General features: G+C 66.9%; 18 protein-coding genes. 8 read left to right on the top strand and 10 right to left on the bottom strand.

All coding sequences use genetic code 11. The features are described 5' to 3' along the window. Positions 1-38 precede the first annotated feature (38 nt). Positions 39-1013 carry a 2-hydroxyacid dehydrogenase gene (locus tag ACODS9_RS03405; protein ID WP_489093228.1) on the top strand — a complete coding sequence of 325 codons (975 nt, stop codon included), beginning with the start codon at positions 39-41 and terminating at the stop codon, positions 1011-1013. Positions 1014-1079: 66 nt separating this feature from the next. Here the strand turns inward: ACODS9_RS03405 and ACODS9_RS03400 are convergent, their stop codons facing one another. Next, positions 1080-1982 (bottom strand): DMT family transporter, encoded by a 903-nt coding sequence (locus tag ACODS9_RS03400; protein WP_489093227.1) that lies wholly within the window; start codon positions 1980-1982, stop codon positions 1080-1082. Positions 1983-2234: 252 nt separating this feature from the next. Between ACODS9_RS03400 and ACODS9_RS03395 the strand changes: the two genes are divergently transcribed. After that, positions 2235-3110, top strand: a complete 876-nt coding sequence (locus ACODS9_RS03395; protein ID WP_489093226.1) for a helix-turn-helix domain-containing protein — start codon at positions 2235-2237, stop codon at positions 3108-3110. A 57-nt stretch (positions 3111-3167) separates the two neighbouring features. Here ACODS9_RS03395 and ACODS9_RS03390 read toward each other — a convergent pair whose 3' ends face one another. From ACODS9_RS03390 to ACODS9_RS03365, 6 genes are all read right to left on the bottom strand, one after another. Continuing rightward, entirely contained in the window at positions 3168-5570 is a 2403-nt protein-coding gene (locus ACODS9_RS03390; protein WP_489093225.1) for a TonB-dependent siderophore receptor, read from the bottom strand. Positions 5571-5701: 131 nt separating this feature from the next. Then, a complete protein-coding gene (locus ACODS9_RS03385) occupies positions 5702-6673 on the bottom strand; it encodes a FecR family protein (RefSeq protein WP_489093224.1) in 972 nt (323 codons plus the stop codon). Then, the gene (locus ACODS9_RS03380) at positions 6670-7221 is read right to left on the bottom strand and encodes an RNA polymerase sigma factor (protein ID WP_489093223.1); all 552 of its coding nucleotides are present in this window, start codon (positions 7219-7221) and stop codon (positions 6670-6672) included. The genes ACODS9_RS03385 and ACODS9_RS03380 overlap by 4 nt, the downstream gene beginning before the upstream one ends. A gap of 4 nt (positions 7222-7225) precedes the next feature. Beyond that, entirely contained in the window at positions 7226-7552 is a 327-nt protein-coding gene (locus ACODS9_RS03375; RefSeq protein ID WP_489093222.1) for a DUF3325 domain-containing protein, read from the bottom strand. Beyond that, on the bottom strand, positions 7552-9114 hold the full coding sequence (locus tag ACODS9_RS03370) for a PepSY-associated TM helix domain-containing protein (RefSeq protein WP_489093221.1): 1563 nt from the start codon (positions 9112-9114) through the stop codon (positions 7552-7554). Before ACODS9_RS03370 ends, ACODS9_RS03375 begins: the two co-directional genes overlap by 1 nt. Continuing rightward, positions 9111-9416, bottom strand: coding sequence for a DUF3649 domain-containing protein (locus ACODS9_RS03365; RefSeq protein ID WP_094011745.1), 306 nt, complete (start codon positions 9414-9416; stop codon positions 9111-9113). The genes ACODS9_RS03370 and ACODS9_RS03365 overlap by 4 nt, the downstream gene beginning before the upstream one ends. Before the next feature lie 178 nt (positions 9417-9594). Between ACODS9_RS03365 and ACODS9_RS03360 the strand changes: the two genes are divergently transcribed. The 3 genes from ACODS9_RS03360 to fecA all read left to right on the top strand — a co-directional run bounded on the left by ACODS9_RS03360 (position 9595) and on the right by fecA (position 13474). Then, positions 9595-10089, top strand: coding sequence for a sigma-70 family RNA polymerase sigma factor (locus tag ACODS9_RS03360; RefSeq protein ID WP_489093220.1), 495 nt, complete (start codon positions 9595-9597; stop codon positions 10087-10089). Beyond that, complete coding sequence (locus ACODS9_RS03355; protein ID WP_489093219.1) at positions 10086-11012, top strand: FecR domain-containing protein; 927 nt, start codon at positions 10086-10088, stop codon at positions 11010-11012. The genes ACODS9_RS03360 and ACODS9_RS03355 overlap by 4 nt, the downstream gene beginning before the upstream one ends. Positions 11013-11164: 152 nt before the next feature. After that, positions 11165-13474 carry a TonB-dependent Fe(3+) dicitrate receptor FecA gene (fecA, locus tag ACODS9_RS03350; RefSeq protein ID WP_489093218.1) on the top strand — a complete coding sequence of 770 codons (2310 nt, stop codon included), beginning with the start codon at positions 11165-11167 and terminating at the stop codon, positions 13472-13474. A 58-nt stretch (positions 13475-13532) separates the two neighbouring features. Here fecA and ACODS9_RS03345 read toward each other — a convergent pair whose 3' ends face one another. After that, positions 13533-14015 carry a glutathione peroxidase gene (locus tag ACODS9_RS03345; protein WP_046854202.1) on the bottom strand — a complete coding sequence of 161 codons (483 nt, stop codon included), beginning with the start codon at positions 14013-14015 and terminating at the stop codon, positions 13533-13535. A 145-nt stretch (positions 14016-14160) separates the two neighbouring features. Then, positions 14161-14646, bottom strand: coding sequence for an FKBP-type peptidyl-prolyl cis-trans isomerase (locus ACODS9_RS03340; RefSeq protein ID WP_046854201.1), 486 nt, complete (start codon positions 14644-14646; stop codon positions 14161-14163). On the opposite strand from ACODS9_RS03340, the gene ACODS9_RS03335 reads away from it, so the two are divergent. From ACODS9_RS03335 to ACODS9_RS03325, 3 genes are all read left to right on the top strand, one after another. Further along, positions 14645-14947: a DUF3565 domain-containing protein gene (locus tag ACODS9_RS03335; RefSeq protein ID WP_094011780.1), complete on the top strand. Its 303-nt coding sequence runs from the start codon at positions 14645-14647 to the stop codon at positions 14945-14947. The two genes, ACODS9_RS03340 and ACODS9_RS03335, sit on opposite strands and share 2 nt — an antisense overlap. A 32-nt stretch (positions 14948-14979) precedes the next feature. Further along, positions 14980-17070, top strand: a complete 2091-nt coding sequence (pta, locus tag ACODS9_RS03330; RefSeq protein WP_038706799.1) for a phosphate acetyltransferase — start codon at positions 14980-14982, stop codon at positions 17068-17070. Positions 17071-17259: 189 nt separating this feature from the next. Beyond that, positions 17260-18438, top strand: a complete 1179-nt coding sequence (locus ACODS9_RS03325; protein WP_401106648.1) for an acetyl-CoA C-acetyltransferase — start codon at positions 17260-17262, stop codon at positions 18436-18438. Positions 18439-18490: 52 nt separating this feature from the next. Here ACODS9_RS03325 and ACODS9_RS03320 read toward each other — a convergent pair whose 3' ends face one another. Beyond that, positions 18491-19033, bottom strand: coding sequence for a nucleotidyltransferase family protein (locus tag ACODS9_RS03320; RefSeq protein WP_489093217.1), 543 nt, complete (start codon positions 19031-19033; stop codon positions 18491-18493). Position 19034 lies beyond the last annotated feature (1 nt).

Here is a 19034-nt window from a genome sequence, read left to right as displayed (position 1 = left end):
CGACACCGCCCCTACCCGCCTTGCAGAGAAGCAGCCCGATGAAAAAGACCGTCCTGGCCTTCAGCCGCATCACCCCGGCCATGGCCGAGCGCCTGCAACACGACTTCAACGTGATCGTGCCCAACCCCAAGCTGGGCGACATCGCCGCCCAGTTCAACGAAGCGCTGCCCGAGGCCCACGGCCTGATCGGCGTCGGCCGCAAGCTGGGCCGGGCGCAGCTCGAAGGCGCGGGCAAGCTGGAGGTGGTGTCCAGCGTCTCGGTCGGCTACGACAACTACGACCTGGACTACTTCAACGAGCGGGGCATCGCCCTGACCAACACCCCCGACGTGCTCACCGAAAGCACCGCCGACCTGGGCTTCGCCCTGATCATGGGGTGCGCCCGGCGCACCGCCGAGCTGGACGCCTGGACCAAGGCCGGACACTGGCAGGCCACCGTCGGCCCGGCGCAGTTCGGCAGCGATGTGCACGGCAAGAAACTGGGCATCGTCGGCCTGGGCAACATCGGCGCGGCCATCGCCCGGCGTGGCCGTTTCGGTTTCAACATGCAGGTGCTGTACACCGGCAACAGCCGCAAGGCCGCGCTGGAGCAGGAGTTGGGCGCGCAATTGCGCAGCCTGGATGAGCTGTTGGCAGAAGCCGATTTCGTCTGCCTGGTGGTGCCGCTGTCCGACGCCACCCGCAAGCTGATCGGCGCCCGCGAGCTGAAGCTGATGAAGCCCAGCGCGTTCCTGGTCAACATATCCCGTGGCCCGGTGGTGGACGAAGCGGCACTGGTCGAGGCACTGCAGGAAGGCACCATTCGCGGCGCCGGCCTGGATGTGTACGAGAAGGAACCGCTCGGCGATTCGCCGCTGTTCAAGCTGCCCAACGCCCTGACCCTGCCGCACATCGGCTCGGCCACTGCCGAGACTCGCGAAGCCATGGCCAACCGGGCCATCGACAACCTGCGCTCGGCCTTGCTGGGCGAGCGGCCGCAGGACCTGGTGAATCCGCAGGTGTGGAAAGGCTGAGCCGTTCAACCCGAGGTACTGGCCCGGTCGCAGCCCGCTCCCACTGCAGACTGCGACAGGGCGCCATTACTTGACTGCCAGCCCCCCTTCCACAGGCCTGGGCTTCGGCTTGCGAAACACCAGCACATTCCCCGCCATCACCGCCACCAACCCCAGCAACGCCGGCGCTGTCCACTGATAGCCCTCGGCGAACGCCGACACATTCAACGCCACCAGCGGGAACAGCACGGTGCAGTAGGCGGCCCGCTCCGGCCCCATGCGCCCGACCAGGGTGAGGTAGGCGGTAAAGCCGATCACCGAGCCCGGGATCACCAGATACAGCAGCGAGCCGATGTAACGCGTGTTCCACTCCATATCGAAGGGGATCCCCCTGAGCAGGCAATACCCCGCCAGCATCGACGCGCCATAGACCATGCCCCAGGCATTGGTGGTCATGGGTTTGAGCCCGGCCTTCTGCTGCACGCTGGAGAGCATGTTGCCTGCGGAGAAACACAGCGTGCCAAGCAGCGCCAAGCCCAGGCCATAAAGGGTTTCGCGGCTGGCGGCATGATGGGAAAGCTCCGGCCAGAACAGCAGCCCCAAGCCCAGCAGCCCCATGGCCCCGCCGCCAAGCACATTGGCGGCGATCCTCTGGCCGAAGAAGATCCGTGCATTGATCGCGTTCCACAGGGTGGCGGTGGAGAACACCACGGCGATCAGGCCGCTGGCGACCCACTGGCTGGCGGTGAGGAAGCACATGAAGTTGACGCAGAACAAGCACAGGCCCTGAGCCAGGCACACCAGGTGGCCGCGCCGGTTCATCGGCTGCAGGCGGCGGGTGAGCAGCAGCAAGGCGAACAGGATCAACCCGGCCAGGGCGAAGCGGTAGACGATCGACACCGGGATGGCGACCACCCCCAGTTGCAACTTCAGGGCGATCCAGGTGGTGCCCCAGATCAGGACGGTGAGCAGATAGAGCGACAGGTTCACGGGCATTCCTCCAGACAGTCGACTTGGGGCCGCTTCGCGGCCCATCGCTGGCAAGCCAGCTCCCACAGGAACAGCACATGCCTTCACCTTGTGGGAGCTGGCTTGCCAGCGATTCGAGGGCGCAGCCCTCGCCAGGACTACGAGTCTTTACCGCGCCCTGAGTCCGGCGCTTGCATAAACTTGCGCTTTTCCTCCTCCGCCAGCTGCCATCCCGCCCGCGCCGCAGTACGATGGCCTCCAGAGGAGTCTCCGATGCCCGCACTCGACCACCTGCAAGTCTTCAACGCCATGCATGCCTCGCCCCACGCCCGGCTGGAGCTGAGCGCGCACCTGGGCGACGGGCTGGCGGCGGCCTTGTGGAGCAACCGCGACGACGCCCGCGACTACCAGGCGCCCAGCCACCACACATTGTCCTGCTACATCGCCGACGGCACCGGTACCTTCCGCCGCCAGCGCCCGGCCGACAAGGGCGCGCCGGGCAAGCTGTGCATCATGCCGGCCGGCCATGAGTCCAACTGGGTGGTCAACGGCACGATCCGCCTGGCCCACCTGTACATCAGCGAACAGCAGTTCGCCCTTGGCTGCACCCGCCTGCTGGACCGCGAGCCGCGTGAAATGCAGCTGCACGAGGCGACCTTCCTCGACGACCCGCAACAGGCCGCACGCTTTCGCCAGCTGATCGGCCTGGACTGGGCCGAGCCCGGCGAGCGCCTGCTGGCCAGCAGCCTGGCCCATGACATCATCGACCACGCCGTGCTCAATCAGGCCGGCCTGCGCCAGGGGCTCAAACTCAAGGGCGGCTTGGCGCCGCACCAGCGTCGGCAACTGGTGGACTATATCGAGGCCCACCTCGACCAGGCGCTGACGCTTGGCGAGCTGGCACTGCGCTGCAACCTTTCCGAATACCACTTTGCACGGATGTTCCGGACAAGCTTCGGTTTGCCGCCGCATCAGTACCTGCTTGCTCGGCGGCTGCAGCGGGCGTGTCGGTTGCTGCGCATGGGCACACTGCCCCTGGGCGAAGTGGCGCTGCTGTGCGGGTTTGCCAGTGCCAGTCACTTCAGCAACCGGTTTCGCCAGGCGTTGGGAGCAACGCCCGGGGAGTATCGTGCGGCGTTCTGCGCCTGACTGCCGGGCGTTATCGCGCGGCCAGCCCGCTCCCACGCCGCCCATCATCGGTTGGCGTCAGAACTCGAACGTGCTCGACAGGCTGACCTGCCGCGCATCCCCCACCGCGACGAAGTAACGGTTCACCGCCGAGCTGTAGTACACCTTGTCGAACAGGTTCTTCACGTTCAACTGCAGGCGCACCTTGTGCTCGTCCAGCTTGGTTTCGTAGCTGGCGAAGGCATCGGCCACGGTGTAGGCCGGCAGGTCGAAGTCGTTTGTCGCGTTGCCCGCACGCTCACCCACGTAGCGCGCACCAGCCCCCAGGCGCAGGCGATCACCGCCGAACAGGCTGCCGTAGTCGTATACCGCCGACAGCGAGCCGCTGTGACGAGCGACGTTCTGCAGGCGATTGCCCTTGAGCTGCGGGTCCTTGGTGACCTCGGCGTCAGTGAAGGCATAGGCGCCGATCAGGCTCCAGCGCTCGCTGAGCTGACCGGTCAGGTCCAGCTCGACGCCCCGTGAACGGACTTCCCCCGCGTTGCTGTAGATAATGGTCCCCCGCTGGGTGTCGCCATCGGCCACCAGCACATTGCGCTTGGTGATGTCGAACAGCGCCAGGGTACCGGTCACCGCGCCCGGCACGTCGAGCTTGGCCCCCAGTTCCCAGGACTTGCCCTCCTCCGGCGCGATCCCAGAGTCCAGGGTCAGGGTGCGGCCACCGCCGATGCTCAGCGGGGCGATGGTCGAGTTGGGCTTGAACGACTCGCTGTAGCTGCCATAGAACGACAGTTGGTCATCGAGCTTGTAGACCACGCCCGCATGGGGCACCCAGGTCTGGTCGCTGCTGTCGGTGTTGACGGTGAACGGTCGGCCACGGCCGGCGTACTGGTCGTACTGCTGGAAACGCCCGCCGGCTACCAGGATCCAGTGCTCGTCCAGGTGCCAGGCGTCCTGCAGGAACAGCGAATCGGTGCGCAGCTTGTCGGTCTGGTCGCTGTCGGTGGCGCGCACGTTGGTGCCTTCCACTTCGCGGCCATAGACCGGGTTCAGGTAGCTGAAGGTCGAGCGGCTGTTCTGGCGGATCAGGTCGGCGCGATAGACCTTGCGGTCCTCGTGATCGGCACCCAGCACCAGGTCGTGGCGCATGCCGGCCAGCTCGACGCTGCCGTTGAGGCTGAAGGTGGCGAACTGGTCACGGCTCAGGGCGCCCCGGGTGCCGTCGATGCTGCGTGACAGCGTGCCCGTGCTTTCATCCACGCCGGTCACGCGCACCTGGCTGGCGTCGTAGGTCTCGCGGTTGAAGCTGTAGCCGACGTGCAGCTTCCACGCGTCATCCAACTGATGGTCGATTTCCAGGCGGTACAGGTCGGAGCGGCCCTCCATGTCGTTGAACGGCTCGTCCAGGCGACGGGTGGCGGGTATGTTCAACGGGTGGCCGTCGCTGCCGAAGGCGGTCCCGCGGTCGAATGGATAGCGAAACTCGCGGTGCTCATAAGCCAGCACCACCTGGGTGTCCTCGCCATACCAGGCCAGCGACGGCGCCACCAGCGATTCGCGGTGCACGCCGAAGTTGCGCCAGTAGTCTTCATCCTCGTGATCGACGATCAGGCGATAGGCCAGGTTGCTCTCCCCCAGCGCACCGGTGCTGTCCAGGCCGCCGCCGCTGCCGTTCTTGCCGCTGCCGTAGGTCGAGCCGCGCAGGGTCAGGGCGTTGTACTGGGTAAGTTGTGGGCGCTTGCTGACCACGTTGATCACCCCGCCCGGGTCCTGGATGCCGTAGAGCAGCGAGGCCGGGCCCTTGAGCACTTCGACCCGTTCGGTGCTGGCATTTAGCGCGCGGCCCTGCACAATCGGCATGCCGTCGCGCATGATCGAGCCGTCGCGGTTGTCGCCGAAGCCACGCTTCATCACCGTGTCGGCGGTACCGCCGAAGTTGTTGCCCTGGGTGATGCCGCTGACGTTGTACAGGGCATCGTCCAGGTTGCGCGGCGCCTGGTCGCGGATCACCTGGGCCGGGACCACGTTCACGGCCTGCGGGATATCCAGGGTCGCGCCCTGGCCGCGCATGATCGAGGCGCTGGCCGGCGGCTGGTAGCTGTAGTCGTCCAGTTGCGAGTTGATGGTGGTGGCCTGCAGGTTCAGCGCGCCGGAGGTGTCGACCGGCTCCAGGGTCAGGGTGCGGGCGTCGAGGCGGCGCCAGGCCAAGCCCGAGTTGCCGAGCAACTGTTGCAAGGCCTGCTCGGCGTCGAAGGTGCCGTTCAGCGCCGGGGCCCGCAGGTCCGGTAGCGTCAGGGTATAGACCACGCTCTGCCCGGTGGTACGGCTGAAGGCGTTGAGTGCCTGGGCCAGCGGTTGGCTGGGCTGGGCGAAGGCATAGACCTGGCTCTGCTGGGCGGCCACGGCATGGGGCACGACGACCATGGCGGACAAGCTGCAGAGGCCGAACCAGAGCGAGACGCAACGCGGGGTGAACTTCATGGACGCGGACCTGTGGGCGGGATGATCGTATGCGAATGAATCGCACTTCCACTCACTACACGGATGCCGGCGTGAGGTACCTCATCACCTGATGGAAATATTTTGCTGTTCCGCGATGGCGCCGGCGTAGGTCAACGCAAAACGGTCAACCGGCCCAACAGCGTCTGCCGCTCGAACCCCATCACCTTGCCCAGCGAATCCAGCGCGGCCAGCGGTTCCGCCACCGGGAAACTGCCACTGACCCTGCGCTGCGCGAGCTCACCGTCGAGCAGCAGGATCCGCCCTGGGTAGTAACGCCCCAGGTCCTCGATCACCTGCGCCAACGGCACCTGGTAGTAGTTCAGCCAGCCCTGGCGCCAGGCCAGGCGGCTGTCGCTGTCCACCGCCTCGACCCCACCGGCCACACCACCGGCATAGGCCAGCTGCTGGTTGGCTGTCAGTTCGCGGGCCGGTTGCCCTTCGGCCGCCGTCACCGCCACGCGCCCGCTGCGCACCGTGACCTGCGCGCCGTCACCCTGTCCGCGCACCTCGAACTGAGTCCCCAGCACCCGCACTTCGCCGCCCTGGGCATCCACCAGGAACGGCTCGCCGGTATGGGTTACCTCGAAAAATGCGGCGCCGCGCAGCAACCGCACGCGCCGCTCGCCCTGGGCGAAATCCACTGCCACGGCAGTGCCGGCATCCAGGGTCAGTTGCGAACGATCGGCCAGGGTTACCTGGCGTACCTGCGCGCCGCTGGTGTAGTCGGCGCGCAGGTCCTGCAGCCAGAACTGTGGCTGCCAACCCGCCGCGAATCCCAGCGCCAGGACCAGGCTCGCCGCCACCGCCAGGCCGCGCCACGGTCGCTTGCGCTCGGGCCGGCGCATGGCCTCCAGGTATGTTTGCAGACCTTGGTGTTCCTCGGCCGCCAGCCGCGCCGCCGGCGCCTCGCTCAGGCGCCAAAGCGCCTGGGCCTCGGCATAGGCCTGGCGATGGGCGGGGCTCTCCAGCAACCAGCGCTTGAACGCCGCGCCCTCGGCCTGCGCCGGCTGCTGCTGGATGCGCCCCAGCCAGCGCAGGGCGGCCTGGGACTGGGCGGCAGTGATCGGCTGTTCAACACTCATCGACGGGCGCTCCCTGGCCGGCGCAGTGGGGACACGGGTTCGGCGACACTCGCCTTGCACGCTTCGAGGGCGCGCATCATATGCTTTTCCACTGCGCTCTGGGACAACTGCATGGCCTTGGCGATCTCGCCGTAGGTGCAGCCATGGATGCGGCTGAGCAGGAAGATCTGCCGGGTGCGTTCGGGCAGCGCCCGCAGGGCCGCCTCGATGCGTTGCAGGTCGTGGTCGACCTCCAGGGCCTGCTCGGGTGCCTGGGCGCAATGCGTTTCATCGGGTTCGTGCAAGCCCTCGGCGGCGCGGTCGCGGCTGCCTTCGCTGCGCAGGTAGTCGATGGCCAGGTTGCTGGCGCTGCGCAGCAGGTAGGTATCGAGCGCCTCGACCTTCACCTCGGGGCGCCGCCAGAAGCGCAGGAACAGGTCCTGCACCAGGTCCGACGCCGTGGCGCGGCAGCCGACACGACGGCTGACCAGCGCCTCCATGCGCGCACGCTGGGCGAGGAACACCTGGAGGAAGCGTGCCCGCCCGCCGCCGGCCTCGGAGTCGCTCAAGGGCCTAGACCGCCAGCACGGCCAGCAGCGGCCCGAGCACCAGGCTGGCAAGCGCCGCGCCGAGCAACAGCCGCGGCTGGTAGGGCAGGCCGAACACCCACAGGGTCACCCCGGCCATCAGCACGGCGATCCACTCCACCAGACCCAGGGCCCAGCCGCGCCCATGCACGGCGAGGATCAACGACAGCAGCAGCAACGCCCAGCCCGTGATTTTCAAGGCTCGTAGCTGCCGCCCCGTGGGCTTGCGCCCGAGCAGGTCGTTGAAGTGTTTGTCCATGGCCAGGCACAGGCCGGCGAAACCGGCGAAGCCCATCAGCGCAACTCCCAGCATCAGCTCGCCTCCACGGTCTTGGCGGCGCGTGGCGCACGCTTGGCGGCCGGCTTGGGCGCGCGCAGCATCTTGCCGGCGGCCCAGGCCAGGAACAGGCCGGTGGCCAGGGCCGTCAGGTCGAAACCGGCCATGGCCCAGTCACCGGCGGCGATGGAGTGATCCAGCCCCTTGTCGGAGGTCAGCGCGTTGAGCAACGGCAGCAAGGCGAACGCCAGCGCGCCCAGCGTCAGTTGCTCGCCCCAGGCGCGGCGTCCGCTCCTCAGCATGGCGTGGAGCAATGACGCGCCCCAGGCCAGGAAGAAACCGTTGATTTCCCAGTCGGCCCGCCCTTCCAGCGTTGCCGGCAGCAGGCGATTGGCCCAGAAGAACGCCGCCACGCCCAGCAACAGGCCGCTCATGCTGGCGATGTTCAGCACTTCGACCAGGCGCAGCTCGCCGGGCATGCGCGCGCTCTTGGCATGCTTGAGCTGGCGCTTGCCCAGCCACATCACCAGCCCGGTGCCGATCACCGCGGTGCCGGCCACGCCGAAGGCAAAGTACAGCCAGCGCAGCCAAGGCCCGGCGAAGTTGCCCATGTGCAGGCCGACGAAGGTGAACGAGGTGGTCATCGCTGCGCTTTCCGGCGCGCCGCGGCGCAGCAGCTCGCCGCTGACGCCATCGAAGGTCCAGATGGCGCTGCGCTGGTAGGCGACACTGTCGGCCGAGGCGCGGGTGAAGGTGACCCGGGCGTTGCGGTCGCCGGGGTTGTGCACCTGGATGTAGCCCATGCGCGCCCCCGGCGCCTGTTCCTGGACCTTGGCATACAGTTCGGTCAACGGTGCCAGCGGCGCGGCCTGGGCAACCGCCTCGGGCACCTCGTCGCGGCCGAACACATCGTTGAAGTAGCCGCTGCTGTCGCCGTAGCTGGCCAGGATGCTGGCCGGCATGACCATGTACATGAAGATCACCAGGCTGCTGTAGCTGATCATCAGGTGGAACGGCAGCACCAGCACACCGATGGCGTTGTGACCGTCGAGCCAGGACCGCTGGCCCTTGCCCGGGCGGAAGGTGAAGAACTCCTTGAAGATCTTCTTGTGGGTGATGATCCCGGTGACCAGCCCCAATAGCATGATGAAGGCGCAGAAGGTCGACAGCCAGCGCCCCCATGGGTGGGGCATCTGCAGTTGGAAGTGGAAGCGGTAGAAGAACTCGCCGCCCCGGCTGTCGCGGGCCTCGACCGCCTCGCCGGTGCGCGCGTCGAGGTCCTTGTCGGTGAAACCACGACGCCCACCACCGTTCGGATCGCGCCAGCTGACGCTCAACGCCGCCTCGCGCTCGCTGGGCAGGCGGATGAACCAGGTGCTGGCGTGGCCGGCATTGGTTTCAAGGTAACGCTGGGCCAGGCTGAGACTGGCCACCGGGTCGAGCGGATGGCTCTGCACCTCGGGCTGGGTCCAGTGGCTGATCTCGTCCTTGAAGTACGACAGCGTCCCGGTGAGGAAGATAGCGAACAGCAGCCAGCCGAAGATCAGGCCGGTCCAGGTGTGCAGCCAGGCCATGGCCTGGCGGAAGCCTTCTTTCATGGCAGGTTCATCCAGTAGGCCAGTGCGTTGATCAGCCCCAGCACCAGGCTTGGCAGCAGCATGCCCAGCCAGGCACGCCAGGCGCTGCGGCAGGCGAAGCACCAGATGAAGGCGATCAGGTAGAAGACGAATGACAGCATCATCCCGGTCATCGTCGCGTCGGCCTGGGTCATCGGCGCAAGCAGGGTGATGCAGACACTGGCCATCGACGCCAGCAGGTAGCCACCCAGCAGCGCGGCAAGGCTGCGTGAGGTCACGGCCAGGCGGTAGCTCAGGGGAAGGCCGGCAGCTTTGCTCTTCATGGCGAGGGTCCGGGAATTGGGGCTGCAATACTAATGATTTCAATTCTCATAAGCAAAGCATGGCAGCGCGAGCTGTCGCATGCCTTGCGTCGGCAGCGATTGCCGAACACCAGCGGCATGAATACAATGCGAACAATTCTTACTTCCAGTTGCGCTATCCGGCGCCGGAGTCGCATCGGTGCCCAGCGCCCTCTCTTCCACCGTCGAAGGCCTCTACATCGCCCACCACAGCTGGCTGACCGGTTGGCTGCGACGACGCCTGGGCTGCCCGCAGAGCGCCGCCGACCTGGCACAGGACACCTACGTGCGCTTGCTCCAGGCCCGTGAAGCGCCGCGACTGATCGAGCCCCGCGCCTTCCTCACCACCGTGGCCAAGCGTGTGCTGTGCAATCACTTTCGCCGCCAGGAACTGGAGCGCGCCTACCTCGAAGCCCTGGCCCAGGTGCCCGAACAGGTGGCACCGAGCGAGGAAGACAAAGCCCTTATCTTCGATACCCTGCTGGAGCTCGACCGCCTGCTGGACGGCCTACCGGCGCTGGTCAAGCGCGCCTTCCTGCTGGCCCAGGTCGATGGCCTGGGCCAGGGCGAGATCGCCCGTGAGCTGGGCATCTCCCTGGCCACGGTCAAGCGCTACCTGCACAAGGCAGCCCTACGCTGCTACTTCGCCCTGTGAACGGCACGTTCTCGGCGCAGATCGCCGAACAGGCGGTACACTGGCTGATCGAATCGCAGAGTGCCGATTTCGACCAGCACCAGGCCCTGCAGCATTGGCTGCAGGCAGACAGCGAGCACCAGCGCGCCTGGGCGCATATCCAGCAGGTCAACCAGCGCCTGCGCGGCGTGACCGCGCCAGTGGTCCACGCCACCCTGCAGGCACCACCCTCGCCCGCCCGACGCCGCGCCCTCAAGGTCTTGCTGCTGGCCGGCGTGGCCAGTGCCGCCGGGCTGGGCCTGCAGCAGCACAATCCGCTGCCCGGGCTGATGGCCGACTACCGCAGCCCGGTCGGCCAGCGCCGCCGCCTGACCCTCGACGATGGCAGCCAGCTGCACCTGAACACCCGCAGCGCCGCCGATGTGCGTTTCGACGGCCAGCAGCGCCGGGTGCGGTTGCAGGAGGGCGAGTTGTTGCTCGAAGTGCAAGACGATCCCCGGCCACTGCGCCTGACCACGGCCCAGGGCGAGCTACGCCTGGAAAGCGGGCGCTTCGATGTGCGCCAGTTCGATGGATTCAGCCTGGTGTCAGTGTTCAGCGGCAGCGCCAGCGTAGCCGGCACACCGTTGCTGGCCGGCCACCAGGCACGGTTTGCCGTGGGCGGCTGGCAGGCCATCGCGCCGCTCGACCCCAACCGCGCGGCCTGGGTAGACGGCATGCTGGTGGTGTCGCAGATGCGCCTGGGCGATTTTCTCGCCGAGCTTGGGCGTTATCGGCTCGGGCAACTGGGTTGTAGCGAAAGCGTCGCCGGCCTGCGGATTTCCGGGTCGTATCCACTGGCCGACAGTGAGCGGATCCTGGAAATGCTGGAGGTGACACTCCCGGTGAAGGTGCGACGGTTCACCCGGTACTGGGTGTCGCTGGAGGCTGCGAAAACCGGCTGAGAGGCAAGCGAGGGCAACACGTGGCCATCGCGGGGCAAGCCCGCTCCCACGAAGAGCGGCTCCAGCGCACATTTATTTCATATCCGTTGAGCCATTTCCCGAACCTCGCGTGACAGAGAAGGCAGACCCCCTTGTCACAGGACCTCCGTCACATGCCCCTGCGCCTCAGCCCCCTCGCCTACGCCCTGATCCTCGCCGCCCCGTTTGCCCTGGCCGGCGAGCCCCGCGACTACCACATCGCGCCCGGCACACTGGAACAGGCCCTGAACCAGTTCGGTCGCGAAAGCGGCGCGCTGATCTCGTTCAGCCCCGGCCTCACCCAAGGCCTGAACAGCCCCGGTCTGGAAGGCCAGTACGAGGTCGGCCAGGGCCTGGACGCCCTGCTGCGCGGCAGTGGCCTGCAGGCGCGTCAGGAGGTCGACAACGCCTACAGCCTGCAACCGCTGCCGGCCACGGGCGGCAATGCACCGGTCGAACTGGGCGCCTCGACCGTGGTCGGCGATTGGCTGGCCGAGGCCCGCCAGGACAACGTCTTCGAGCACCCCGGTGCCCGCGACGTGGTGCGCCGCGATGAATTCGAACGCAGCGGCGCCAGCAGTGCCCGCGAAGTGCTCAACCGCATCCCCGGCGTCAACGCCCCGGAAAACAACGGCACCGGCAGCCACGACCTGGCGCTGAACTTCGGCATCCGCGGCCTCAATCCGCGCCTGGCCTCGCGCTCCACCGTGCTGATGGACGGTATCCCGGTGCCCTTCGCCCCCTACGGCCAGCCGCAGCTGTCGCTGGCGCCGATCAGCCTGGGCAACATGGACGCCGTGGACGTGGTGCGCGGCGGCGGCGCGGTGCGTTACGGGCCGCAGAACGTCGGCGGCATCGTCAACTTCGTCACCCGCGCCATTCCCGAAGAGGCCACCTTCAAGGCGGCAATGCAGAACCAGCTCAGCCCGTCGTCCAGCCAGGATGGCCTGAAGAACAGCGCCAACCTGTTGATCGGCGGCACCAACGCCAACGGCCTGGGCGGCGCCCTGCTCTACTCCGGCACCCGTGGCAGTGACTGGCGCGAGCACAGCGACACGCAGATCGACGACCTGATGCTCAAGGGCAAGCTGCAACTGGACGACGCCAACAGCCTGCACGCCATGGCCCAGTACTACGAGGGCGAGGCCGAGATGCCCGGCGGCCTCAGCACGGCGGACTTCGACGCCGATCCGTACCAGTCGACGCGCCTGAAAGACAAGTTCTGGGGCCGTCGTACCCTGTTCAACTTCGGTTACGACTACAAGCAAGACGACCGCCAGTTCAGCGTCAACAGCTTCTTCACCAAGACCCTGCGCAGCGGCTACCTCGACCAGGGCAGCTTCGTCTCGCTGTCGCCGCGCGAGTACTGGGTGCGTGGCATCGAAACGCGTTTCTCGCAGGGCCTGGCCCTGGGCGACAGCTGGCACGAACTGGGCGTCGGCTACCGCTACGTGAATGAAGCCGGTCATGAACTGCGTTACCGCGAGCCGGTCAACGGCGCCCTGCCGACCACCGCCAGCCGCAACGACCGTGACACCCGTGGCAGCACCGAAGCCCACGCGATCTACCTGGACGACCGTATCGACATCGGCCGCTGGACCATCACCCCGGGCATCCGCTACGAGATGATCGACTCGCGGCAGAGCAACAAGCTCAACGGCCAGCAGTACCAGGGCAGCTACAACACCGCCTTGCCCGCACTGAACGTGATGTACCACCTCACCGACCACTGGAACCTGTACGCCAACACCGAAGGTTCGTTCGGCAGCGTGCAGTACAGCCAGATGCCCAACCGGGTCAGCAGTGGCGAGGTGAAACCGGAGAAGGCGCGCACCTGGGAAGTCGGTACCCGCTACGACAATGGCGACCTGCAGGCAGAGATCGGCGCTTTCCTGATCAATTTCGACAACCAGTACGAAAGCAACCAGACCAACGACTCGGTGATCGCCCGTGGCGAAACCCGCCACCAGGGCATCGAGACCAGCGTGCGCTATGCCCTCGACGGCCTGAGCCCGGCCCTGGCCGGTTTCGATGTGCATGCCGGCTACGCCTTCGTCGACGCCACCATCCGTGAAGACGGCCCGAACAAGGGCAACCAGGTGCCGTTCTCGTCGCGCCACAAGGGCACGATGGGCATCGGCTACACCGAAGGCCCGTGGCAGTTGAACCTGGACAGCAGCTTCCAGAGCAGCCAGTACGCCGACAACGCCAACACCGGCAGCGAGAGCGCCGACGGCAGCACCGGGCGCATCCCCGGCTACATGCTGGTCAGCACCCGCGCCGGCTATGACTTCGGCCCTGCGCTTTCGAACCTGAAGGTGGCGGTGGGGGTGAAGAACCTGTTCAACCGCGAGTACTACACCCGCTCGTTCGACGACAACAACAAGGGCAAGTACGTGGGTGAGCCGCGCACGCTGTACGTGCAGACGTCGGTAGAGTTCTAGATCGCCCGGGGCTGCGTTGCTGCCCAGCGCCGGCGAGCCGGCGCTGGGCAGCCCGTGATCAGGCCAGCGCTTTCTCGATCGCCTGCACCACGGTCGGATCGTCTGGCGCGGTACGTGGGGCGAAGCGTGCCAGCACCCGGCCATCCTTGCCGACCAGGAACTTCTCGAAGTTCCAGGTGATGTCGCCGGGGAACTCGGCGCCTTCGCCCGCCAGCAGGCGATACAGCGAATGACGTTGCGCGCCGTTGACCTCGAGCTTGGCCCCCAGCGGGAAGCTCACGCCGTAGTTGAGGCTGCAGAAGTCCTGGATTTCCTTCTCGCTGCCAGGCTCCTGGCCGGCGAACTGGTTGCACGGCAGGCCGAGCACGTTGAAGCCCTGGCCCTTGTACTGCTGGTGCAGCTTTTCCAGCGAAGCGTATTGCGGCGTCAGGCCGCACTTGGAGGCGACATTGACCACCAGCACCACCTGGCCCTTGAACGGTGCAAGGGGCAGGTCCTCGCCGTTCAGCGCCTTCAACGTCAGGTCGTGAAATGCACTCATGATGAAATCCCCTCTCAGGTTCCGATTGCCGCAGGGGCGAATCCCGCCCACGAAAAAGGCGCGCGGCCAAACCGTCCACCCTCCCGAGGAGGGCAAGTCCGGCTTGCCCGAGCGCCTGGCGACTCTCTGAGCTTAGCGCAGAAAATCAGTGGTGATGGCCACCTTCACCGTGGATGTGACGGTGAGCGATTTCTTCTTCGCTGGCGTCACGCACGTCGACAACCTTGACCTTGAAGTTCAGGCGCTGGCCAGCCAGCGGGTGGTTGCCGTCGACAGTCACGTCGTCGCCGTCGATGTCGCGGATGGTGACGATCTGCATCTGGCCGTCCGGCGCCGAGGCGTGGAACTGCATGCCGACTTCCAGTTGGTCGACGCCTTCGAACATCTTGCTGCTCAGGGTGCTGACCAGCTCGGCGGAGTATTCGCCGTAGGCTTCTTCGGGTTCGATGGCAACGGTCAGTTCCTCACCGGCCTGCTTGCCTTCCAGGGCTTTTTCCAGGCCCGGGATGATGTTGCCGGCACCGTGCAGGTAGACCAGCGGCGCACCACCGGCGGAGCTGTCGATGACCTCACCAGCGTCGTTGGTGAGGGTATAGTCGATGGAGACAGCCTTGTTGGCGGCGATCAGCATGGGGCAAGACCTTTTGCAAAAGAATATAGAACGAACAAGTGTAACCAACGCATCGGCCGATTGCGAACCCGGCGCGGACCAACAGCAGCCCATCAGTCGGATCACGGGCTTTCACCTCGACGAAGAGCGGCACTGGGTGGTCGAGCTGTCCTGCGGCCACACCCAGCATCTGCGCCACCAGCCGCCCTGGCAGGCCCGGCCCTGGGTGCTCGATGCCGACGAACGCGCCCGGCGCATCGGCCAGGTATTCCCCTGCGGCTGGTGCGCTCAGGGTGCCGTTAGCGCTACCCTTGGCCGCTGAACTCCTTGCACCGCTTATTCCGAGAAGCACGCATGCAGACATTTTTCATCGCGCCGACCGACTTCGGCGTCGGCCTGACCTCCATCAGCCTGGGCCTGGTGCGCACCCTGGAGCGCGCCGGGCTCAAGGTCGGCTTCTTCAAGCCGATCGCCCAGCCGCACCCCGGCGACACCGGCCCGGAGCGCTCCAGCGAACTGGTCGCCCGCACCCATGGCATCAAGCCGCCGACGCCCCTGAGCCTGGGCCATGTCGAGCGCATGCTTGGTGACGGCCAGCTCGACGAACTGCTCGAACAGATCATCCGCCTGTACCAGCAGGCCTGCGTCGGCAAGGACGTGGTGGTGGTCGAGGGCATGGTGCCGACCCGTCACGCCAGCTATGCCGCCCGGGTCAACCTGCACCTGGCCAAGAGCCTGGACGCCGAGGTGATCCTGGTATCAGCGCCGGAAAACGAAGTGCTCAGCGAGCTGTCCGGCCGCGTCGAGCTGCAGGCCCAGCTGTTCGGTGGCCCGCGCGACCCGAAGGTGCTGGGGGTGATCCTCAACAAGGTGCGCACCGACGAAAGCATGGCCGATTTCGCCACGCGCCTGCGCGAGCACTCGCCACTGCTGCGCGGCAACGACTTCCGCCTGCTCGGCTGCATCCCCTACCAGGCCGAGCTCAACGCCCCGCGCACCCGCGACGTGGCCGAGCTGCTCGGCGCCCAGGTGCTCAACCCCGGCGACTATGACCAGCGGCGCATGAGCAAGATCATCATCTGCGCCCGCACCGTGGCCAACACTGTGCCGCTGCTGACCTCCGGCACCCTGGTGGTGACGCCGGGCGACCGCGACGACATCATCCTCGCCGTGTGCATGGCGGCGATCAACGGCGTGCCCCTGGCCGGCCTGCTGCTGACCAGCGACAGCAAGCCCGACCCGCGCATCCTCGAACTGTGCCGCGGCGCCCTGCAGGCCGGCCTGCCGATCCTGTCGGTGAGCACCGGTTCCTACGACACCGCCAACCAGCTCAACTCGCTGAACCGCGAGATCCCGGTGGACGACCGCGAGCGCGCCGAATTCATCACCGACTTCGTCGCCAGCCACCTGGACGCCGCTTGGCTGCACCAGCGCTGCGGCACGCCACGCGAGCTGCGCCTGTCACCGGCGGTGTTCCGCTACCAGTTGATCCAGCGCGCCCAGCAGGCCAACAAGCGCATCGTTTTGCCCGAGGGCGCCGAGCCCTTGCTGGTGCAGGCCGCGGCCTTGTGCCAGGCCCGGGGCATCGCCCGTTGCGTGCTGCTGGCCAAGCCCGAGGAAGTGCAGGCCGTGGCCCGCGCCCAGGGCATCAGCCTGCCGCCGGACCTGGAGGTGCTCGACCCCGAGGTGATCCGTGGCCGCTATGTCGAGCCCATGGTGAACCTGCGCAAGAGCAAGAACCTCAACGCGCCGATGGCCGAGCAGCAACTGGAAGACCCGGTGGTGATCGGCACCATGATGCTGGCACTCGGTGAAGTGGACGGCCTGGTCTCGGGCCTGGTGCATTCCACCGCCAACACCATCCGGCCGGCCTTGCAGCTGATCAAGACCGCGCCAGGCAGCAGCCTGGTGTCCTCGGTGTTCTTCATGCTGTTCCCCGACCAGGTGCTGGTCTATGGCGACTGCGTGATGAACCCGCACCCCAGCGCCGCCGAGCTGGCCGAGATCGCCCGGCAGAGCGCCGAGTCGGCCGAATCGTTCGGCATCGCGCCACGGGTGGCGATGCTCAGCTACTCCAGCGACTCGGCGGCCAGCGACGAAGAGGTGGAGAAGGTCCGCGAGGCCACGCGCCTGGCGCAGCAGGCCGAGCACGACCTGCTGATCGACGGCCCGTTGCAGTACGACGCCGCCGCCAACCCCGAGATCGCCCGACAGCTGGCGCCGTCGAGCCCGGTAGCCGGGCGCGCCACGGTGTTCGTGTTCCCTGACCTGAACACCGGTAACACCACGCACAAGGCGGTGCAGCGCAGCGCCGACTGCGTCAGCCTCGGGCCGATGCTGCAAGGGCTGCGCAAGCCGGTCAACGACCTGCCGCGCGGAGCGCAGGTGGACGACATCGTGCACACCATCGCCTTGACCGCGATCCAGGCCAGCACCGTGCGCTGAACAGCAAAGGGCCGCCATGCGGCCCCACGCTCACGAGAGCGGCCAAGCCTGGTTCTGAGCGAAAGAAAACATGCCACGACCCAGATCATTCATTTGAATTTCGGATCAATGGCAAAGAAAAACAAACTTCTCAAATAAGCCCCAGGCGCGGATGCTGTGACGATCACGCTCGTATCCTGGAGAACAACAATGAACGAAGTCGTCATCGTCGCCGCCACCCGCACTGCCATCGGCAGCTTCCAGGGGGCACTGGCCAACGTGTCCGCCGTGGAACTGGGCGCCGCGGTGATCCGCCAGCTGCTGGCCCAGACCCAGCTGGACCCGGCCCAGGTCGACGAAGTGATTCTCGGCCAGGTGCTCACCGCCGGCGCCGGGCAGAACCCCGCCCGCCAGGCCGCCGTCAAGGCCGGCCTGCCCTACGAAGTGCCTGCCCTGACCCTGAACAAAGTCTGCGGCTCGGGCCTCAAGGCCCTGCACCTGGCCGCCCAGGCCATCCGCTGCGGCGACGCCGAGGTGGTGATCGCCGGTGGCCAGGAGAGCATGAGCCTGGCGCCCTATGTGATGCCCTCGGCACGCACCGGCCAGCGCATGGGCCACGGCCAGCTGGTCGACAGCATGATCAGCGACGGCCTGTGGGACGCCTTCAACGATTACCACATGGGTATCACCGCCGAGAACCTGGTGGACAAGTACGGCCTGAGCCGCGAGCAGCAGGACGCCTTCGCCGCCGAGTCCCAGCGCAAGGCCGTGGCCGCCATCGAGGCCGGCCGCTTCAAGGACGAGATCACCCCGATCCACATCCCGCAGAAAAAAGGCGAGCCGCTGGTGTTCGACACCGACGAGCAGCCACGCCCCGGCACCACCGCCGAGTCCCTGGGCAAACTGCGCGCTGCGTTCAAGAAGGACGGCAGCGTCACCGCCGGCAACGCCTCCAGCCTCAACGACGGCGCCGCCGCGGTGCTGCTGATGAGCGCCGCCAAGGCCAAGGCCCTGGGCCTGCCGGTACTGGCCAAGGTCGCCGCCTACGCCAGCGCCGGCGTGGACCCGGCGATCATGGGCATCGGCCCGGTGTCGGCAACCCAGCGCTGCCTGGACAAGGCCGGCTGGCAGCTCGCCGACCTGGACCTGATCGAAGCCAACGAAGCCTTCGCCGCCCAGGCGCTGGCGGTGGGCAAGCAGCTGGAATGGGATGCGGCGAAGGTCAACGTCAATGGCGGCGCCATTGCCCTGGGCCACCCGATCGGCGCGTCGGGCTGCCGGGTGCTGGTGACCTTGCTGCACGAGATGATCAAGCGCGATGCCAAGAAAGGGCTGGCGACCCTGTGCATCGGCGGCGGCCAGGGCGTGGCGCTGGCGATCGAGCGTTGAGCTGAAGGCCCTCTCGCGACTTGACCCGCGAGAGGGCCGGCACAGGCAAGCCTTATTCAGCCACCTGCAGCATCGGCCACAACCTCAACCAATCCTTCTCCCGCATCCGCGTGGCCATCGCCTCACGCTTGCCCGGCGTAGCACGCACGACCATGCCGAACAGATCCTCCAACCCCAACGGCGCCAGCACCTCGCACCGGTCATCCTGCGTGCGCCGCACCGCTACCGCCGTGGCGGTCTCGGCCCAGTAACACATGGCATCACGGGTCGACGCATAAGGCGCCTGGCCGTGACGCAAGTGCATACGCGCCTGGTTCTTCACCGACCACAGCACCTCCGGTGCCCAGGCCTGCAACCGAGCTTCCAATCGCACATCCTCGGCCGAGTCGCTGCGCTCCCGGTCAAACCACAGCACGTCCACATCTCCTTGCGGCGCGGTCATGGCCCGCCCATGCAGATAGTCCCACACGGCGTTGCGCACGAAACCCGCCCCGATCCACGCATCCGGCAAGCCAAGATCACGTACCAGCGCCAGCAAACGCCAGCGCACAGGGTCATTGTGGATCAGCGTCTGGATCTGTTGTTCAGAGCGCATC

It is taken from the genome of Pseudomonas sp. FG36, from assembly GCF_057809275.1.
The sequence above is the reverse complement of the archived record's forward strand: the minus strand, read 5'-3'. Positions and strand labels throughout refer to the sequence as shown.